This window comes from Nonomuraea sp. bgisy101, from assembly GCF_057708945.1.
In genome coordinates this window covers 129426-146998 of the sequence record NZ_JBYITD010000025.1, presented here as the reverse complement: position 1 = coordinate 146998, position 17573 = coordinate 129426, and the positions used below count along the sequence as shown (strand labels likewise).

The following is a 17573-nucleotide window of genomic DNA, read 5'->3' as shown; positions in this document are numbered from 1 at the left end:
CGTGGCCTAGCGTCGGTTCCATGCGCATCACCGGTCACGCGGAAGTCCGCGCCCTCCTGTCGGACCCCTCGTACGTCCCGCCGTCCCCTCCTCCAGGGGCCGCCTACGGCACGCTGGGGTGGCTGCGCTCGCAGGTCTCCCGCTTCGCCTCGGGCCCCGTCCACGCCGAACGCCGCGCCCTGGTGGAGGAGCGCCTGTCGCGCCTCGATCCCGCCGCGCTCCGCGTCGCCGCCGCCGCGACCACCCGCGCCCTCCTGGCCGCCGCTCCCGAAGGACGCCGGAACGCCGCCCCGCCGTCCCCCGAGGCGCCCTCCGAGCAGGCAGCGGCCACCGCCGACCAGGAGGCCACCGGCGACCTGGGCGGCCGCGTCCTCGCCCACGGGGTGCCCGCCAGGGTTCTCGGGGCCGCTCTCGGCATCCGCGACCTCGACGCCCTCGTACCCGCCGTCGAGACCGCGGCCACCGGCTACCTGTCGGGCGCCGGCGATCCCGGATGCGACGCGGCGGTCGCGCGTCTGCTCACCCTCACCGGCGTCCCCGAGATCACCATCCTGCTGCAGGCCCACGGCGCCACCACCGCCCTCCTGCGCAACGCGCTCGCCGGGCCCCGCGCCACCGGCAGCGGGCCCGGTACGGCGGAGGGCCTCCTGCGCGACACCCTGCGCCACGACCCGCCCGTCCAGGCCACCAAGCGGGTCGACGGCACGGGCGCGGTCGTCGAGGTCGACCTGACGCCCGACCTCCCCTTCGGCCACGGCCCGCGCCGCTGCCCCGGCTCCGACCACGCCATGGCCATCGCCACCGGCATCCTCGAAACGATCATGGAGTCCCGATGACCTTCGCCGACCTCCACCAGCCCGGCAACCCGCTCGTCCTGCCCAACGCGTGGGACTACGGCTCGGCCGTGTTCCTCGCCGCCCGCGGCTATCGCGCCATCGGCACCACGAGCCTCGGCGTCAGCGCCGTCCACGGCAAGCCCGACGCGGCCGCCGCCACCAAGGCGGAGACCCTCGACCTCGTCGACCTGCTGAAGGGCCTGCCCGCCTACCTCACCGTGGACATCGAGAACGGCTTCGGCGACGACCCCGCGGCCATCGCCGACCTGGTCGACCTGCTGGCGAGCATGGGCGTGGCGGGCGTCAACCTGGAGGACGGCCGCGCCGACGGCACGCTGCGCCCGATCGCCGAGCAGACCCGCATCCTGGAGGCGATCACGGGCAGGGGCGTGTTCGTCAACGCCCGCACCGACACCCTGTGGCTCGCGACCGGCGACGACACCATCGAGCGGGTGCGCGCCTACAGCGCCACGGGCGCCGACGGGATCTTCGTCCCCGGCGCGAGCGACCTGGGCACGATCGCGAACATCGTCGAGAGCACCCCTCTGCCGCTGAACGTGCTCTACGGCCTGCCCGTCGAGGAGCTCGCGGGCGTGGGCGTCGCACGGATCAGCACGGGCTCCCTGCTCTACCGCGCCGCGCTGCAGGGCGCGCTGGCCGTCCTCGACAAGGACGCGGCGCTGCCCACCTACGCGGAGATAGCCGGGCTCCTGCCCCAGCCGCGATAATCGAGGTATGCGCTTCGAGATCCTCGGTCCCGCCCGGGTGCGCGACGCGGAAGGGCGGCCGGTCGCTCTCGGCGGCCCCAGGGTCCGGGCGCTGCTGGTGCTGCTGGCCGTGGACGCCGGCCGGATCGTCACCCAGGATCAGCTGATCGACGGCCTCTACGGCGCCGAGCCTCCCGAGACGGCCGCCAACGCGCTGCAGTCCCAGGTCTCCAGGCTGCGCAGGGCACTGGGCAGGGAACTGATCGAGTTCCATCCCGCCGGCTACCGGCTCGCGGCCGACGCGGCCGACGTCGACGCGCACCGCTTCGAACTCCTGACGGCCGAAGGGCGCGAGGCCATGCGCGCGGGGGACCCCGCGCGTGCGGCCACGGTACTAAAGGAGGCGCTCGGCCTGTGGAGGGGCGCCCCGCTGGCCGACGCGCCGTACGCCGAGGCCGCTGCGGCCAGGCTGGCCGAGCTGCGCCTGTCCGCCGTCGAGGACCGGGTCCAGGCCGAGCTGGAGCTCGGGGCGCACCGCGAGCTCGCGGCGGAGCTGCGCGAGCTGGTCGCCGCGCACCCGTTGCGCGAGCGCCTGCGCGCCCAGCTGATGCGGGCCCTGTACGGCAGCGGCCGCCAGGCCGAGGCGCTGGCCGCCTACGAGGAGGGCCGCAGGATCCTCGACGACGAGCTCGGCGTCACGCCGGGTGGCGAGCTGGCCGCCGCCCACCTCGCGGTGCTGCGCGGCGACCCCTCGCTCGGCCCCGCGCACCGCCCGCCCGACGCGGCGGTGTCACGCCAGGGGCTGCGCGCGCAGCTGACCAGCTTCGTGGGCCGCGCCGAGGATCTGGAGCGGGTCCAGGCGCTGCTGGAGGAGGCGCGGCTGGTCACGCTCATCGGCCCAGGAGGAGCGGGCAAGACCAGGCTGGCGGCCGAGGCGGCCGCGGTCGCGCCGCGCGACGTGTGCTTCGTCGAACTGGCCCCGATCTCCGACGAGACGGGCCTGGCTCAGGCTGTCGTGAGCGCGCTCGGCCTGCGCGACTCCCTGCACGCGCCCGACCCGTTCGCCGTGGACGCCACGGCCAGGCTGGTCGCGGCGCTGGCCGAGCGCAGGCTGCTGCTCGTCCTCGACAACTGCGAGCACCTGGTCGGCGCGGCCGCCGCGCTGGCCGACCGGCTGCTGGCCGCCTGCCCCCACCTGCGGCTGATGATCACCAGCCGCGAGGCTCTCGGCATCACCGGCGAGTCGATCTTCCCGGTCTCGCCGCTGCGCCTGCCGCCTCCAGGCGGGCCGGGCGCGCTCGAGTATCCGGCGGTGCGGCTGTTCGCCGACAGGGCGGCCGCGGTCAGGCCCGGGTTCACCCTCGACGACGAGGGCCATGTCGTCCGCATCTGCAGGGCGCTCGACGGGCTGCCGCTGGCGATCGAGCTGGCCGCGGCCAGGCTGCGATCCCTGCCGGTGGCCGAGGTCGCAGCGCGGCTCGACGACCGGTTCAGGCTGCTGGCGCGCGGCAGCCGTACGGCGCTGCCACGGCACCAGACGCTGCGCGCGGTGGTCGCGTGGAGCTGGGACCTGCTCGACGCCGACGAGCAGGCGATGGCCAGGCGGCTGACGGTGTTCGTCGGCGGCGCGACGCTGGAGGCGGCCGAGCGGGTGTGCGCGCTGCCCGAGGAGTTGCTGACCTCGCTGGTGGAGAAGTCCCTGGTGGAGGTGGTCGACGGGCGCTACCGCATGCTGGAGACGATCAGGGCGTTCTGCGTGGAGCGGCTGGCGGAGGCGGGTGAGGTCGAGGCGCTCAGGAGGGCCCACGCCGCCTATTACCTCGATCTGGCCGTCGCGGCCGACCCGCACCTGCGCAGGGCCGAGCAGCTGGAGTGGCTGGCGCTGCTGGACGAGGAGCGCGACGACCTCCACGCCGCGCTGCGCTGGTCGGCCTTCGACGGCGACACCGGCACCGCGCTCACACTGGTGAGCAGCCTCGGCTGCTACTGGTGGTTGAGGGGCAGGAGGGCCGAGAGCGCGGCCATGGCCGCCGAGGTGCTGGGCGTGGTCGAGGCCGACTCCTCCGAGGAGTACGCCATGTGCGCGCTGGTCGCCGCCTGGGCCGACTACGGCAAGGTGGACATCGGGCCGCTGCGCTACGCCGGGGACACGCCGTTCAGGTGGGAGTTCCTGAACGTGATGGTGCCGATGTTCCACGGCCCGCCCGACGACTACGACATGGTCGCGAGCATGACGGCCGAGGCCATCGAGACGCTGTCGCCGTGGATGAGGGGGCTGAGCCACGCGGGGCTCGCCTACATCCAGCAGAACCGCGGCAGGCCGGAGCAGGCATGGGCGCACTTCGAGGACTGCCTGGCGGCCTTCCGCGCGCTCGGGGAGCGGTGGGGCAGCACGCTGGCGCTGTCGGGAATGGCCGACCTGGCCTACCAGGACGGTGACTACGCGGCCTCCGTCGAGCTCTCCGCACAGGCCGAGTCCCTCGCCATGGAGCTGGGGGCCGTCGAGGACCTGGCCGACTACGGCTGCCGCAAGGCCGACGCCGTCGTCCACCTGGGCGACCTCGGGGAGGCCGAATGGCAGTACTTGCGCGTGGTGGAGCTGGCGACGCGCACCGGCGCGCGCGAGACCCTGGCACGCGCGCATCTGGGGCTCGCCACGGTGGCCAGGATCCGCGGCGACCTGCGGGAGGCGAAGGAGCTGATGGAGCAGGCGCTGCAGGAGTGCCCCGCCACCTGGTACAGCGCCGAGGAGACCAGGATGCGCATCATGCTGGGCGTGGGCGAGGTGGCGGCTGCCCTGGGCGATCACGACACCGCCCGCCGCCGGTACACCGAGGTCCTGACCGCCGTCAGCGACACCAACCTGCCACTGGCCGCCATCGCGGAGGGAGCGCTGTCAGCGCTCGGTGAGTGAGCGGTCAGCGTCCGCGGCGAGGCTGCCGCCATGAACGTCAAATGGGGAAGCCTCGCCATCGCCTGCCTGGCCCAGCTGCTGCTGGCCATCGACCTGACCGTCCTGCACCTGGCGCTGCCCAAGCTGACCACCGACCTGAACCCGACCGTCACCGAGCAGTTGTGGATCGGCGACATGTACGGCTTCGCACTGGCCGGACTGCTGATCACCATGGGCAATCTCGGCGACAGGATCGGCCGCAAGAAGCTGCTGCTGATCGGATCGGTCGCGTTCGGCCTCGCCTCGGCCGTCACCGCCTACGCGCCGAACGCCGAGCTGCTGATCGCGGCCAGGGCGCTGCTCGGCGTCGCGGGCGCCACGATCATGCCGTCCACGCTGTCGATCATCCGCAACGTGTTCACCGACCCGGCCGAGCGGACCATGGCCGTCGGCATCTGGGGCGGCATGGGCGCGGCGGGCTTCGCGCTCGGCCCGATCGTCGGCGGACTGCTGCTGACGTCGTTCTGGTGGGGTTCGGTCTTCCTGATCAACCTGCCTGTCATGGCGCTGGTGCTGGTCGGCGGCATCCTCGTGCTGCCCGAGTCGCGCAACCCCGCGTCCACGGCGATCGACCTGGTCAGCGTGGTGCTGTCGATCCTGGGTGTGGTGGCGGCCGTCTACACGCTCAAGAGCTGGGTCATCGACGGTTTCGCCGCCGATGTCGCCCTCTCCTCGGCGGTGGCCGTCGTGGCGCTCGGCCTGTTCGGATGGCGGCAGTCCCGGCTGGCCGTACCGCTGGTGGACCTGCGGCTCTTCCGCCATCGGGCGTTCTCGGGCGCGGTGGGCGCCAATCTGTTCGCGATCTTCGGCATGATCGCGCTCAACCTGATCTTCGCGCAGTACATGCAGTTCGTGCTCGGCTGGACGCCGCTGCAGGCCGGCCTCGCCTCCCTGCCCGGCGGCCTGGCGGGCGCGGTCGGCGGCGCGCTGGCCGCCAAGCTGGTCATGCTGTGGGGCCGCAACGCCGTCGTCTCGCTCGGCCTGCTGTTCTCGGCCGCCTCCTTCGCCGTCTACAGCCAGGCGGACGCCGCCACGACCTTCGGCTACCTGCTCATCGGGATGGTGATCGGTGGGCTCGGCGTCGGGTTCACGTTCGCCGTCACCAACGACACGATCCTGGCCGCGGTGCCCAAGGAGCGGGCGGGGGCCGCGGCCGCGCTGTCCGAGACCGCGTTCGAGCTGGGCGGCTCGCTCGGCATCGCGGTGCTCGGCAGCCTCCTGGCCGGCGCCTACCGCGATGGCCTTGAGGTGCCCGCGGGACTGCCGCCCCAGGTGGCCGACAGCCTCGGCGGCGCGCTCAGCGTGGCCGACCGGGTGCCGCCCTCTGTCATCGCGGCCGCCAAGCTCGCCTTCGTCGAGGCGCTCCAGTTCACCGCGCTCGCCACGAGCGTCCTGCTGGCCGTGCTGGCGCTGGCGGCCTTCCGGGCGCTGCGCGGCGTTCCCAAGGTCATCCCCGAGGACGTCCTCGCCCGCGCGTGACGCCTTGGGCGGTCATCGGCCCGGCGCCCGCCGGGCTTCGAGGTCGTCGCCCCGGGCGGAGGCCGCCGTCACGGGCTCGGGCTCGGGGCGGAGGCTGGGCAGGCGGAGCAGGATGAGCAGCGTGACCAGGCCCGTCATGAGCGGGGGCACCACGAAGGCGAGCGTCGGGCCGAAGCGGTCGACGAGCTGGCCGGCGACCGACGCCCCCGTCGCGAGCCCGAGGCCGATCGCGCCCGTCAGCCAGGTGAACGCCTCGGTCCGCACCTCGGCGGGTGTCAGCCCTTCGATGAGGGTGTAGCCGGTGATGATGACCGGCGCGATCACCAGCCCCGCCAGTGCAGCCGCGCCGAAAAGGAGGGGGACGGTGCCGGCGAACATCAGCGCGCTGGTCGCCGCGGCCAGCAGGCCGAGCCCCCAGGCCAGGCGGGTGGCGGCGGAGACGCGCCAGCGGACGGCGCCGTACAGCAGGCCGCCGACGACGCTGGCGCCGGAGAAGGCGGCGTAGACGGGACCCGCGACGGCGGGAACGCCCAGCTGGGCGGTGAAGGAGGTGATGCCCACCTGCATGCTGCCGAAGACCGACCCCATCGCGAGGAAGCCGAGCGCGAGCACCGCGACGCCGCGCAGCCGCAGGACGCCCCTCGTCGAGCGCACCTTGACCGGCATCGGCTCGGGCGCGCCGATCCGGACGGCGGCGAAGACCACGGTCCCCGCGAGGATGAGCACGAGCGCGACCAGCAGTGCCACGACGGGCGTGAAGCCGGTGGACAGCAGCACGAGCAGGACGGGCGCGAGCGTGAACGTCAGCTCGTCGGTGATCGACTCGACGGCGAAGGCGGTGCCCAGCCTGCCCGAGCCGCCGAGCAGATACGACCAGCGCGCCCGCACCATGGCGCCGACCTGCGGAACGGAGGCGCCCGCGAGCCCGGCGGTGAGCACCAGCAGCGGCGCGGAGGCGTGCGAGGCGGCCAGCGCCAGGAGCGTGCCGAGGGCGAGCGCGTGCACCGTGACCTGGGGAAGCAGCACGCGCGGCTGGCCGTACCTGTCGGCGAGGCGGCCGGTCTGGGGTCCCACGACGGCCTGCGAGATCGCGGCGGCGGCCGAGGCCACACCCGCCGCGCCGTACGAGCCGGTGGACCACTGCACCAGCAGCAGGATGCCGATCTGCATCATCGCGTACGGCAGGCGCGCGACGAGCGCGGGTGCCAGGAACCGCCAGGCGCCGGGCGTGGCGAGCACGTTCAGGTAGGACTGCATGAGTGGTCTCCGTCCAGGTCATGACGGAGAACCCCCTGCGAGGCACACCGCCGTGGTGGGCTTCGACCGGGGTAGATACCGCTCGGAGCGGCCGCCGTGCGGTCTGCCAAAGAACAACGCGACAAAACCACATTTATGTCACATCATCGGTACATGGTCGTCGAAGAGCGTCCCGGCGGCAGCCTGGGCTCGCGGCTGGTGCCGTTGCTTGCCCGCCTGTTCGTCTATCCGCTGCTGGCCTGGACGCCGTTCGGGCTGATGCGGTTCGCCGCGGTCATCGACCTGATGGCCGTGGTGCTCAGGCCGCCCCGCGGCACCAGGACCGCGAGGGTGCGGGGGCTCGGCTGCGCGGCGGAGTGGGTCACGGCGAAGGGCGTGGACCACCGCACCGGCCGGCGTGCCGGCCGGGTGATCCTCTACTTCCACGGCGGCGGCTTCGTGCTGTGCGGGCTGCGCACGCACCGGCGGCTGGTCGCCAGACTCTCCGGAGCGGCGGGCGCGCCCGTGCTCTCGGTCGCCTACCGCAAGCCTCCCGGCGTTCCGTTCACCGACACGGTCGAGGACTGTGTGGCGGCCTACCGGTGGCTGCTGGCCAGGGGCCACGCGGCGGGCGACATCGTGATCGCGGGCGACTCGGCGGGCGGATACCTCGGCTTCCTCACCCCGCTGCGCGCCGTCGCCGAGGGGCTGCCGCGTCCCGCCGGGATCGTGGCGCTGTCGCCGTTCATCGATCTGGACCACGCGGCCAGGCCGGGCAAGGACCCCTACCTGCCGGTGTCGCGGCTGCCCGCGCTCGGCGGCCTGCTGTGGCCCGGCATCCTGCCGACCGACCCGCTCTGGGGGCCCGCGCACGCCGACCTGTCGGTGCTGCCGCCCGTCCTCATCCAGGCCGGGTCGAGAGAGGTGCTTCGCTCCGACGCCGAACTGATGGCCGCGGCGCTGGACCGGGCGGGCGTGCCGTGCCGCCTGCAGATCTGGCACGGCCAGGTGCACGCCTTCCAGGTCTTCGCCGACCTGGCCAGGGAGGGCATGGCCGCCATCGGGGAGGCAGGCGCCTTCGTCAGGACCGTCTAGGGCCGCGCAGCCACTGCGGCTCCTTCAGGCAGCGCCGCACCCGCGCGGGGTCCAGCGCGCCGAGCCGCTCCCCCATCAGCCTGGCCACCCCCTCGATCGCCACGATCCCGCTGCCGTGGCTGGGCTGCTGATCCGTCTGCACGGCCAGCAGCAGGTCCCTGCCGGGCCCGTGAACCCGGCCGTAGCTGGTCACCGCCCAGGTGTTGTGGACGAAGGGCCTGGGCGTCCAGCCGTTCTTGAGCGCCACCTTGTCGCCGGGCCTGGCCGCGGCGCTGATCCCCCACGCCTGGTCGTGCTGCACCCGTTCCATGAGCCGCAGCACCTGCGTCCTGTCGCTCTGCCGCAGCCCGGGGCCGCCGCGCACGAGCGCCTCCATGAGTTTGAGCCGGTCGGCGGGGCTGGTGTTCGTGCCGCCCCAGTACTTGCTCGGCCCCGGCGTCGTCTCGCGCAGCCCGAGGCGGCCGTAGAGCCCGCTCAGGCCGCCACCGCCGCCGACCCGCCACCACAGCGCGTCCGCGGCGTTGTTGTCGCTCTCCGTGATCATGCGCTCGGCCAGCTCGCTCTCCTCCGGGGAGAGGCGGTGCCTGCGGGACAGCAGCGCGGTGAGGATGTCGACCTTGGCGCCACTCGCGGTGATCATGTCGTGCTGGTGCTCGCCGTAGCCGAACCTGATGCCCGTGAGCAGGTCGTGGGCCATGAACACGACCCGGCCCGGCTGCCGCGCGAGGAAGCGCCTGACGTCGGTCCTGAGCGCGCCCCGGGCGGCGTCGGCGGCCTTCCTGTCCTTGTAGGTCTCCATGCACGGGCCGGGCTGTGCCAGCTTCATCGGCGCCAGCCGTGCCACGGGCACCTGCGCCGAGGCACAGCCCGCGACCAGCAGCAAGACCGGCAGCGCCGCGCGCATCTCCCCACCCCCGCACCGAACACGGGGGAGTATCCGACCCTTTCCCGCTAGATCATCGCGTGACACCAGTGTCGAGGTGCTCGTTCATGAACTCCGCGGTCGCCTCGACCGCCTGGGTGACGTACGGCTCGGCGTCGTAGAGGTCGACGTGCCGCCTGGCGTCCAGCCACACGAGCCGCTTGGGCTGCCCCATCCGCTTGTAGGCCTCCTCGGCCCCCTCCGGCGAGCAGAACCGGTCGACGACGCCGTGCACGACCAGGCCGGGGCGCGGAGAGAGGAAGTCGGCGCCCATCATGTTGTCCATGGTGACCAGCTCGCGGATGCTGGCCACACTCACCCTGTTCCTCCAGTGCGGCGAGGCGGTGCCGCCGTAGTAGGCGTACGGCTCCTCGCCCGGCATGGCCGCGTCGCCGTCCTCGGCCACGGCGGGCAGGTACTCCACAGGGCCGCCCTGGTCCTGCCGTTCGAGCACCTGTGTGAGCCCGGGCAGGACGGCCTCGAAGTGCCTGCCGTAGGGGTTGTTGTAGGCGCCCGCGATACCGGCGAACGCCTTCACTCTGGGGTCGAACGCGGCGAACCTGAGCGCGTATCCGCCGCCGAGGCAGATGCCGACCGCGCCGATCCGCTCGGGGTCGACCTCCGGCCTGCTCCTCAGCAGCGACACGGCGGCCCTGAGGTCGGCCAGCTTGCCCTGCCAGTCCTCGTGCTGCCGGGGCCGGCCGCCCGACTCGCCCCAGTTGCGGTGGTCGAAGGCCAGCGTGACGTACCCGTGGGCGGTGAGCCGCTCCGCGTACAGGCCGGTCACCTGGTCGCGGACGCCGGTGAAGGGGCCAGTGAAGACGAGGGCGGGATGCGGCCCCTCGCCCTCGGGGATGCGCACGTCGCCGACGAGCGTGATCCCGTCAACCTCGAACTCGACTCTCATGCGTTCAGTCTCGCCCGATCGGGGACCGGCCCGCACCCGGCCGCCGCCGGACTCCGGCCGGGGTTTCCCGAAGAAGCGAACACCGTACAGGCCGCCCCGAAGAACCCCGGCCGAAGCCGACGGGACCCGACCCGCCGGACTTCGGGGTTTTCTGGGATCACTTCGAGGTCAGGAGTCGAAGCCGAGGCCCATCCTGTCGAGGGTCCGCAGCCACAGGTTGCGGCGTCCCTGGTGCAGATCCGCCTGGGCGATCGACCACCGGGTGAACTGGATCACCCCCGACCGCACGGGCTCGGGAGGGAACGGGACCGGCTTCTCGCGCACCATCGCCAGCTCGGTCCGCTCGGTGCGCTCCCCCGACAGCAGGTCGAGCATCACGTTCGCGCCGAACCTGGTCGCCCCGACGCCCATGCCGGTGTATCCGACCGCGTAGGCGAGACGGCCGCCGTGCGCCTGACCGTAGAAGGCGCTGAAGCGGCTGCAGGTGTCGATGACGCCGCCCCACCGGTGGGTGAAGCGCAGCCCCGACAGCTGGGGGAAGGTGTCGTAGAAGTGCCCTGCCAGCTTGACGAAGGTCTCGTCTCGCTGCTCGTACTCCGGCTTGAGCTGCCCGCCGTTGTAGTAGACGGCGTCGTAGCCGCCCCACAGGATGCGGTTGTCGTCGGTGAGCCGGTAGTAGTGGAACTGGTTGGCCGAGTCGCCGACGCCCTGCCTGTTGCGCCATCCGACGGAGGCGAGCTGGGCCTCCGACATCGGCTCGGTCATCAGGGCGTAGTCGTAGACCGGCACGAGGAAGTGCTTGAGCCGCTTCAGCAGGGGAGGGAAGACGCCCGTGCCGAGCGCGACCTTGCCCGCCTTCGCCGTGCCGTACGGCGTGCGCAGCTCGATCGTGACGCCGTTGTCTGCCAGCGACCTGACAGGGCTGCGCTCGTAGATGCGAACGCCGACCTTGAGGCAGGCCTCGCGCAGGCCCCACGCCAGCCTCGCGGGGTCGACCATCGCGCAGCCGCTGCGCTCCCACAGACCACCGAGGTAGGTGGGCGAGTTGACCTCGGCCCTGACCTGCTGCTGGTCCATCGGAACGTAGTCGAGCCCGAGGTCCTGGATGAGGTCGAGGTGCTCGGACAGGTCGTCGAGCTGCCATGGCTCGGTGGCGACGTGCAGCTCTCCTGTGCGTTCGAACGAGCAGTCGACGCCGTAGCGGGCGAGCGTCTGCTCGATCTCGTCGAGGTTCTCGACGCCCATGCGCTCGAGGCGATCGATGTCCTGCGGCCACCTGTCGAGGCCGTTGGGCAGCCCGTGCGTCAGCGTCGCCATGCAGAAGCCGCCGTTGCGGCCGCTGGCCGCCCAGCCGATCCTGCGGCCCTCCAGCAGGACGACGTCCTGCGCGGGGTCCCTTTCCTTGGCCATCAGGGCGGTCCAGAGCCCGGAAAAGCCACCGCCGACCACGACCAGGTCGGCCTTCGTGTTGCCGATGAGCCGCTTCAGCGACTCGGGCCTGGCCGGGGTGTCCAGCCAGTACGGCTTGCGCTCCGCATCAGCAAGAGCCTTCAGCGGATCCACAAATCTCACATCCCTACGTGAGTGTTACTACTGCAATGAATTGATTGCCCGATCAGTCAGTTGATCGCGCGCGGGTTCCCCCCGCCTGAATCCGATCTCGCCTCCCTGTTCCTTGCCAAGGTCTCGCCCGGTGCCGGTGTCGGACCGCATGGCCGTACACCCGCACCCCTACCTGAGCCCGCGACGAACCTCGGGCCACGGGCCCTGTCCAGCAGGACGAGCGGGGGACGATCCCCCACCGCCTGAGGCGCATTATGCCGAAAACCCCCGCCGTGGCGGGGGATCACGGTCGCTTTCTAGGTGCGACGGCGCGCGGTCACCGAGTTGACGACGGCGATCGCGACGCCCACCGCGAAGATGAGCGTTCCCAGGATATTCACCTGTGGCGGGACACCGATGCGGGTGGCCCCCCAGATCCACAGCGGGAACGTCTGCATGGCGCCGCTGGTGAACTGGGTGATGACGAAGTCGTCGATGGACAGCGCGAAGGCGAGCAGCGCGCCCGCGATCACGCCGGGCAGGATCATCGGGAACGTGATCCGCCAGAACGTGATCCACGGCGAGGCGCCCAGGTCCCTCGCCGCCTCCTCGATGGACGGGTCGAGCCCGACCACGCGGGCCCTGACCGTGATCGCCACGAACGACACCGAGAACAGCACGTGGGCGATGAGGGCCGTCGTGAAGCCCATCTCCACGCCGTTGCTGACGAACAGCGACAGCAGCGCCGCGCCCATGACCAGCTCGGGCGAGGAGATCGCGGCGAACATGACCAGGTTCGTCGCGCCCTGCCCCTTGAACCGGTAGCGGCCCAGCGCGAGACCCATCAGGGTGCCGAGCACCGTGGTGATCAGGACGGACAGCACCGCGAGCTGCAGAGAGTTGATCACCGCCTGGGTGAGGTCGGGATACTCGTCGAGCCGTCCCCACCACTTGAGCGTGAAGCCCTGCCAGGAGACGTTCGACTTGCTCTGCGTGTCGTTGAAGCCGAATGCGATCATGACGGCGATCGGCAGGAACAGCCAGGCGATGATCACCCAGACGTAGATGAACAGCAGCCGGTCGGCGAGTGCGCGTGATCTCATCGGGCCGCCGCCTCCAGCACGTTCTCGGTGCCCAGCGCCTTGGCGTAGGCGAAGATGCCCACGAGCATGGCCGCCATCAGCGTGAACGACAGGGCCGAGGCCGTCGGATAGTTGTTGTTGACCAGGTACTGGGTCTGGATGATGTTGCCGATCATCGTGTTCTCCGGGCCGCCGAGGATGCCCGCGTTCACGTAGTCGGCCGTCATCGGCACGAAGGTCATCAGCACGCCCGCGAACACGCCCGGCAGCGACAGCGGCAGCACGATCTTGCGGAACGCCTCCCTCCGCGTGGCGTAGAGGTCCTGGGCGGCCTCGACGACCCTCGGGTCAACCCGCTCCAGGGCCACATAGATCGGAAGGATCATGAACGGCAGGTAGTTGTAGACCAGCCCGCCGACGACCGCGACCGTGGTCTGCAGCACGTGGAAGTCCTCGGACACCACACCCATGGCCTTCAACGGCTGCAGCACGATGCCCTCGTCGGCCAGCAGGAACTTCCACGACACCGTCCGCAGCACGAACGAGACGAAGAACGGCAGCAGGACCAGGAGCAGGTAGGTGGACTTCCTCGCTCCGCCCTTGAAGGCGATCCAGTAGGCGATGGGATAGGCCAGGGCGATCGAGATCACCGTACCCGCCAGGCCGTAGCCGACCGAGCGCAGGAACTGCGTCTTGTACTGCACGAGGCTGTCGGTGTAGGTGGCGAAGTGGAAGGTCTGGGTGAACCCGTCGACCACGTTACCCTCCTGGGTGGACACCGAGGCCATGAAGACCATCGGCACCACCAGGAAGATCGCAAGCCACAGCCCACCCGGCAGGATCAGCAGGTAGGGGGTGAGGCGCTTCATCGCGCTAGCCCTGCGTGATGGGCTGGAAGATGCTCTCGAAGAGCTGGTCCGTCTTGCTGTCCAGCAGCAGGTAGGACCGCATCTTGGCCAGATCCGCCTCGGTCGGGTAGATCAGCGGGCTCTTCGCGACCTGCTCGAGCGCCGCCTTGTCCTCGCCCGTGGCCTTGGCCGCGTCGGCGAGCACGATGTCCTTGGTGGCGGGCACCGGAGTGATGTAGTTGATGTACTCGACGAGCATCGCGGCGATCTTGGGCTGGTAGACGTAGTCCATCAGCGTGAGCGCGTCGACCGGGTTCTGCGCGGTCTTCGGGATGCACATGTTGTCGGTCCAGATGGTGGCACCCTCCTGAGGCACCACGAACTTCAGGTCCTTGCCCTCGGCGACCTGCTGGAACACATCGCCCGACCAGGCCATCGTGATCCAGATGTCGCCGCGGACGAGCGCGTCGATGTAGTCGTTCTCGTAGTACTTGCGCACGAGACCCTGGTCGCGCTGCTCCTGGAGCTTGGCCGCGGCCTTGCGCCAGTCGGCCTCCTTCGACTGGTCCGGGTCGATGCCGAGCGCGAACATCCCGAAGTTGGCGATCTCCTGGGAGTCGAGCATCATGCCGACCTTGCCCTTGTACTTCGGGTTCCAGAGGTCGTTCATGCTCGTGACCTCGTCGACGTACTTCGGGTTGTAGGCGATGCCCGTGACGCCCACCGTCCACGGGATCGTGTAGGTGTTGTTCGGGTCCCAGCGCGGGTTCTTCACCTTCTGCGCCGCGTTGGCGGCGAAGTTGGGAAGCTTGGAGTGGTCCAGCGGGGCCAGGTAGCCGAGGTTGATGGCCTTGGCGAGCTGGTTGCCGTTGGTCATGACCATCAGGTCGAAGCCGATGTCGGTGTTGGCGGCCAGCTGGGGCTGGATCTTACCGAACCACGTGCCGTTGTCCTGGATGGCCTCGTTGTAGGTGACCTTGATGCCCTTGTCCTTCTCGAACATCTGCAGGGACGGGTAGTTCTTACCGTCCTTGTCGATGTAGAGAGGCCAGTTGGCGAAGCGCAGCACGCCGTTCTGCTTCTTGCCGGACCAGAAGTCGGCGATGGCGTCCTGCTTCGGTGTTGCGGCGGTCTTCTTCCCTTCGACACCGCAGGCCGCGAGGGCCAGCGCGGCGGCCGACATGCCGGCCAGTTTGAGTGCGTCGCGGCGACTGGTGGTCATGCCGCGTAGGAAGGCGGGGTTCGTGCGAACGTCCATGAGACGGATATCAACTTCCAATCGCGTATGAGTGCTGCGGCTTCCACGAGAGCCAGACGGCGTCGCCACGTTCGGCCGTGGTCGACGCGTCATGCGCGTTCTGCTGGAAGACGGTCACCTCTGCGCCGTCGGCCAGCTGTACGGCATAGCTGTTGTAGGTGCCCAGGTAGACGACCTCCGAGACGGTGCCACGAACGGCACTGACGCTGCCTGTGGGCTCGTCGACGTCGATCGTGATCTTCTCGGGGCGGACGGTCACCGTGACATCGCCGTCCTGCCCTCCCGGGACCAGCACGCGCCCTCCCGCGACCTTCAGGACGCCCGCGGTGAGGGCGCCGGTCAACAGGTTGGATGTGCCGATGAAGCCCGCGACGAATGCGGTGGCGGGCTGCTCGTAGATCTCGCGCGGCCTCGCGAGCTGCTCGACCAGGCCGTCGTTCATGACGGCGATGCGGTCGCTCATGGTGAGCGCCTCGCTCTGGTCGTGGGTCACGTAGACGAACGTGATGCCCACCTCGCGCTGGATGCGCTTCAGCTCGATCTGCATGGCCTGGCGCAGCTTCAGGTCGAGCGCGCCCAGCGGCTCGTCGAGCAGCAGCGCCCTCGGGTTGTTGACCAGGGCCCTGGCCAGGGCCACCCGCTGCTGCTGACCGCCGGACATCTCGCGCGGCCTGCGCTTCTCGCGACCGGTCAGGTCGACGATCTCCAGGATCTCCCCGACGCGGCGCTTGATCTCCGCGTCGGGGGTCTTCTTCTGCTTGAGCCCGAAGGCCACGTTGTCCCACACGTTCATGTGCGGGAAAAGGGCGTAGGACTGGAACACCATGTTCACGTCGCGCTTGTTCGGCGGCACGTTGGTGACGTCCTGGCCGTGGAGCTTGACCGTACCGCGCGTCGGCGCCTCGAAGCCGGCGATCATCCGCATGGTGGTCGTCTTGCCGCACCCCGAGGGGCCGAGGAGGGAGAAGAACTCCCCCTCGGCGATGGAGAGCGAGACGCCCTTCACAGCCTGGACGACCTCGCCATGCGAGAGGTACTCCTTGATCACGTCATCAAGGTCGATAGCGCTGGTCATACCAGGATTTATCCCACTCTTGTGTCGTTGCTATTCGCCGATGTAGTGCATGACGTGCTTTACCCGGGTGTAGTCGTGCAGGCCGAAGACCGACAGGTCCTTGCCGTAACCCGAGTGCTTGAAGCCGCCGTGCGGCATTTCCGAGACGAACGGGATGTGGGTGTTGACCCACACCACGCCGAAGTCGAGCCTGTTGGACATCCGCATGGCGCGGCCGTGGTCGGACGTCCACACCGATCCGGACAGGCCGTACTGCACGCCGTTGGCCTTGGCCAGGGCGTCGGCCTCGTCGCTGAAGGTCTGGACGGTGATCACGGGCCCGAAGACCTCGTTCTGCACCATCTCGTCGTCCTGCTGGAGGCCGTCGACGACGGTGGGCGCGAAGAAGTAGCCCTTGTCGCCGACCCGGTGGCCGCCGGTGACGACCTTGGCGTGCGCGGGCAGCCGCTCGAAGAACCCGGAGACCTTGGCCAGCTGGTTCTCGTTGTTGAGCGGGCCGTACAGGGCCTCCTCGTTGGACAGGTCGCCGGTGACGGTGCCCGCCGCGGCCGCGCTGAGCGCCTCGACGAACTCGTCGTGCACGCTCTCGTGGACCAGCACGCGGCAGGCCGCGGTGCAGTCCTGGCCCGCGTTGTAGAGACCGGCGGTGGCGATCGCCTCGGCGGCCGCCTTGAGGTCCTTGACGTCCTCGAACACCACGACCGGAGCCTTGCCGCCCAGCTCGAGGTGCACGCGCTTGAGGTCCTCGGCGGCGGTCTTGGCGACGGCCATGCCGGCGCCGACCGAACCGGTGATGGCGACCATGGCCGCCGTCGGGTGGCCGACGACCAGCGCGCCGGTCTCCCTGTCGCCGGTGACGACGTTGAAGACGCCGGGAGGAAGCACGCTGCCGAGGATCTCGGCGAGCTTGAGCGTGGAGACGGGTGTGGTGTCCGACGGCTTGAGCACGATGGTGTTGCCCGCGGCGAGCGCGGGAGCGATCTTCCAGACCGCCATCATCATCGGGTAGTTCCAGGGCGTGACCTGGCCGACGACGCCGATCGGCTCGTGCCTGATGACGCTGGTGTGCTCGGCGAGGAACTCGCCGGCCGTGGGCCCCTCCAGCGTGCGCGCCGCCCCCGCGAAGAAGCGGAAGTGGTCGGCGGCGACCGGAGTCTCGTCCTCGGCCATGCGGGCTCGGGGCTTGCCGGTGTTGAGGCACTCGGCCTCGTTGATCTCGTCGGCCCGCGCGTCGATCGCGTCAGCGACCTTCAGCAGCAGCCCGGCGCGCTCGCCCGGCGTTTTCTGCCCCCACGATTCGAACGCGGCGGCCGCGGCGGCGTAAGCCGCGTCGACATCTTCCTGACCGGAGACGGGCGCCTGAACGTAGGCCTCTCCGGTGCAGGGGTCGATGATGTCGGAGAATCGGCCGCTCTTGGCGTCCACGAACTCACCGTTGATGAAGTTCTGCAGACGGGTGGTCAACGTTGACCTCCTGGTGAGGTGGCTGAGTTGTCGCGACTCTGACAGAGCGTCAGCATCAGGACAAGGGATTTCGTCGCGAAGATATCAAATTGCTACGAATTCGCTTGACAGTGAGCCCAGAACTGACAACATGTCGCACCAGGACCGCGCGAAGGCTGTGCGCGGCACA

14 protein-coding genes are annotated in these 17573 nt (G+C 70.5%); 5 read left to right on the top strand and 9 right to left on the bottom strand.

The features are described from left to right. Window positions 1-20 precede the first annotated feature (20 nt). The 4 genes from AC3EO4_RS38050 to AC3EO4_RS38035 are packed head-to-tail and all read left to right on the top strand — an operon-like array spanning window position 21 to window position 5975. On the top strand, window positions 21-836 hold the full coding sequence (locus AC3EO4_RS38050) for a hypothetical protein (protein WP_431900268.1): 816 nt from the start codon (window positions 21-23) through the stop codon (window positions 834-836). Beyond that, window positions 833-1564 (top strand): isocitrate lyase/PEP mutase family protein, encoded by a 732-nt coding sequence (locus AC3EO4_RS38045; RefSeq protein ID WP_431900266.1) that lies wholly within the window; start codon window positions 833-835, stop codon window positions 1562-1564. The genes AC3EO4_RS38050 and AC3EO4_RS38045 overlap by 4 nt, the downstream gene beginning before the upstream one ends. 7 nt (window positions 1565-1571) lie before the next feature. After that, the gene (locus AC3EO4_RS38040) at window positions 1572-4457 is read left to right on the top strand and encodes an AfsR/SARP family transcriptional regulator (RefSeq protein WP_431900265.1); all 2886 of its coding nucleotides are present in this window, start codon (window positions 1572-1574) and stop codon (window positions 4455-4457) included. A 30-nt stretch (window positions 4458-4487) separates the two neighbouring features. Next, window positions 4488-5975 carry an MFS transporter gene (locus AC3EO4_RS38035; protein ID WP_431900264.1) on the top strand — a complete coding sequence of 496 codons (1488 nt, stop codon included), beginning with the start codon at window positions 4488-4490 and terminating at the stop codon, window positions 5973-5975. A 12-nt stretch (window positions 5976-5987) separates the two neighbouring features. On the opposite strand, the gene AC3EO4_RS38030 is transcribed toward AC3EO4_RS38035, so the two are convergent. Next, window positions 5988-7232: an MFS transporter gene (locus AC3EO4_RS38030; RefSeq protein WP_431900263.1), complete on the bottom strand. Its 1245-nt coding sequence runs from the start codon at window positions 7230-7232 to the stop codon at window positions 5988-5990. 153 nt (window positions 7233-7385) lie between these two features. On the opposite strand from AC3EO4_RS38030, the gene AC3EO4_RS38025 reads away from it, so the two are divergent. Then, a complete protein-coding gene (locus AC3EO4_RS38025; protein ID WP_379575406.1) occupies window positions 7386-8306 on the top strand; it encodes an alpha/beta hydrolase in 921 nt (306 codons plus the stop codon). Here AC3EO4_RS38025 and AC3EO4_RS38020 read toward each other — a convergent pair. The 8 genes from AC3EO4_RS38020 to AC3EO4_RS37985 form a co-directional block, all read right to left on the bottom strand. Further along, on the bottom strand, window positions 8293-9210 hold the full coding sequence (locus AC3EO4_RS38020; protein ID WP_379575405.1) for a serine hydrolase: 918 nt from the start codon (window positions 9208-9210) through the stop codon (window positions 8293-8295). The two genes, AC3EO4_RS38025 and AC3EO4_RS38020, sit on opposite strands and share 14 nt — an antisense overlap. 52 nt (window positions 9211-9262) lie before the next feature. Beyond that, the gene (locus AC3EO4_RS38015) at window positions 9263-10135 is read right to left on the bottom strand and encodes an alpha/beta hydrolase (protein WP_379575404.1); all 873 of its coding nucleotides are present in this window, start codon (window positions 10133-10135) and stop codon (window positions 9263-9265) included. Window positions 10136-10303: 168 nt separating this feature from the next. Further along, window positions 10304-11698 carry an NAD(P)/FAD-dependent oxidoreductase gene (locus AC3EO4_RS38010; RefSeq protein ID WP_379575444.1) on the bottom strand — a complete coding sequence of 465 codons (1395 nt, stop codon included), beginning with the start codon at window positions 11696-11698 and terminating at the stop codon, window positions 10304-10306. A 296-nt stretch (window positions 11699-11994) separates the two neighbouring features. Next, complete coding sequence (locus AC3EO4_RS38005; RefSeq protein ID WP_379575403.1) at window positions 11995-12780, bottom strand: ABC transporter permease; 786 nt, start codon at window positions 12778-12780, stop codon at window positions 11995-11997. Continuing rightward, window positions 12777-13628 (bottom strand): ABC transporter permease, encoded by an 852-nt coding sequence (locus AC3EO4_RS38000; RefSeq protein WP_379575402.1) that lies wholly within the window; start codon window positions 13626-13628, stop codon window positions 12777-12779. The genes AC3EO4_RS38005 and AC3EO4_RS38000 overlap by 4 nt, the downstream gene beginning before the upstream one ends. Window positions 13629-13632: 4 nt before the next feature. After that, window positions 13633-14865 (bottom strand): ABC transporter substrate-binding protein, encoded by a 1233-nt coding sequence (locus AC3EO4_RS37995; RefSeq protein ID WP_379575401.1) that lies wholly within the window; start codon window positions 14863-14865, stop codon window positions 13633-13635. Window positions 14866-14875: 10 nt separating this feature from the next. Continuing rightward, window positions 14876-15940 carry an ABC transporter ATP-binding protein gene (locus AC3EO4_RS37990; protein WP_379575400.1) on the bottom strand — a complete coding sequence of 355 codons (1065 nt, stop codon included), beginning with the start codon at window positions 15938-15940 and terminating at the stop codon, window positions 14876-14878. A 30-nt stretch (window positions 15941-15970) separates the two neighbouring features. Then, window positions 15971-17404 (bottom strand): gamma-aminobutyraldehyde dehydrogenase, encoded by a 1434-nt coding sequence (locus tag AC3EO4_RS37985; protein WP_379575399.1) that lies wholly within the window; start codon window positions 17402-17404, stop codon window positions 15971-15973. Window positions 17405-17573: the final 169 nt, after the last annotated feature.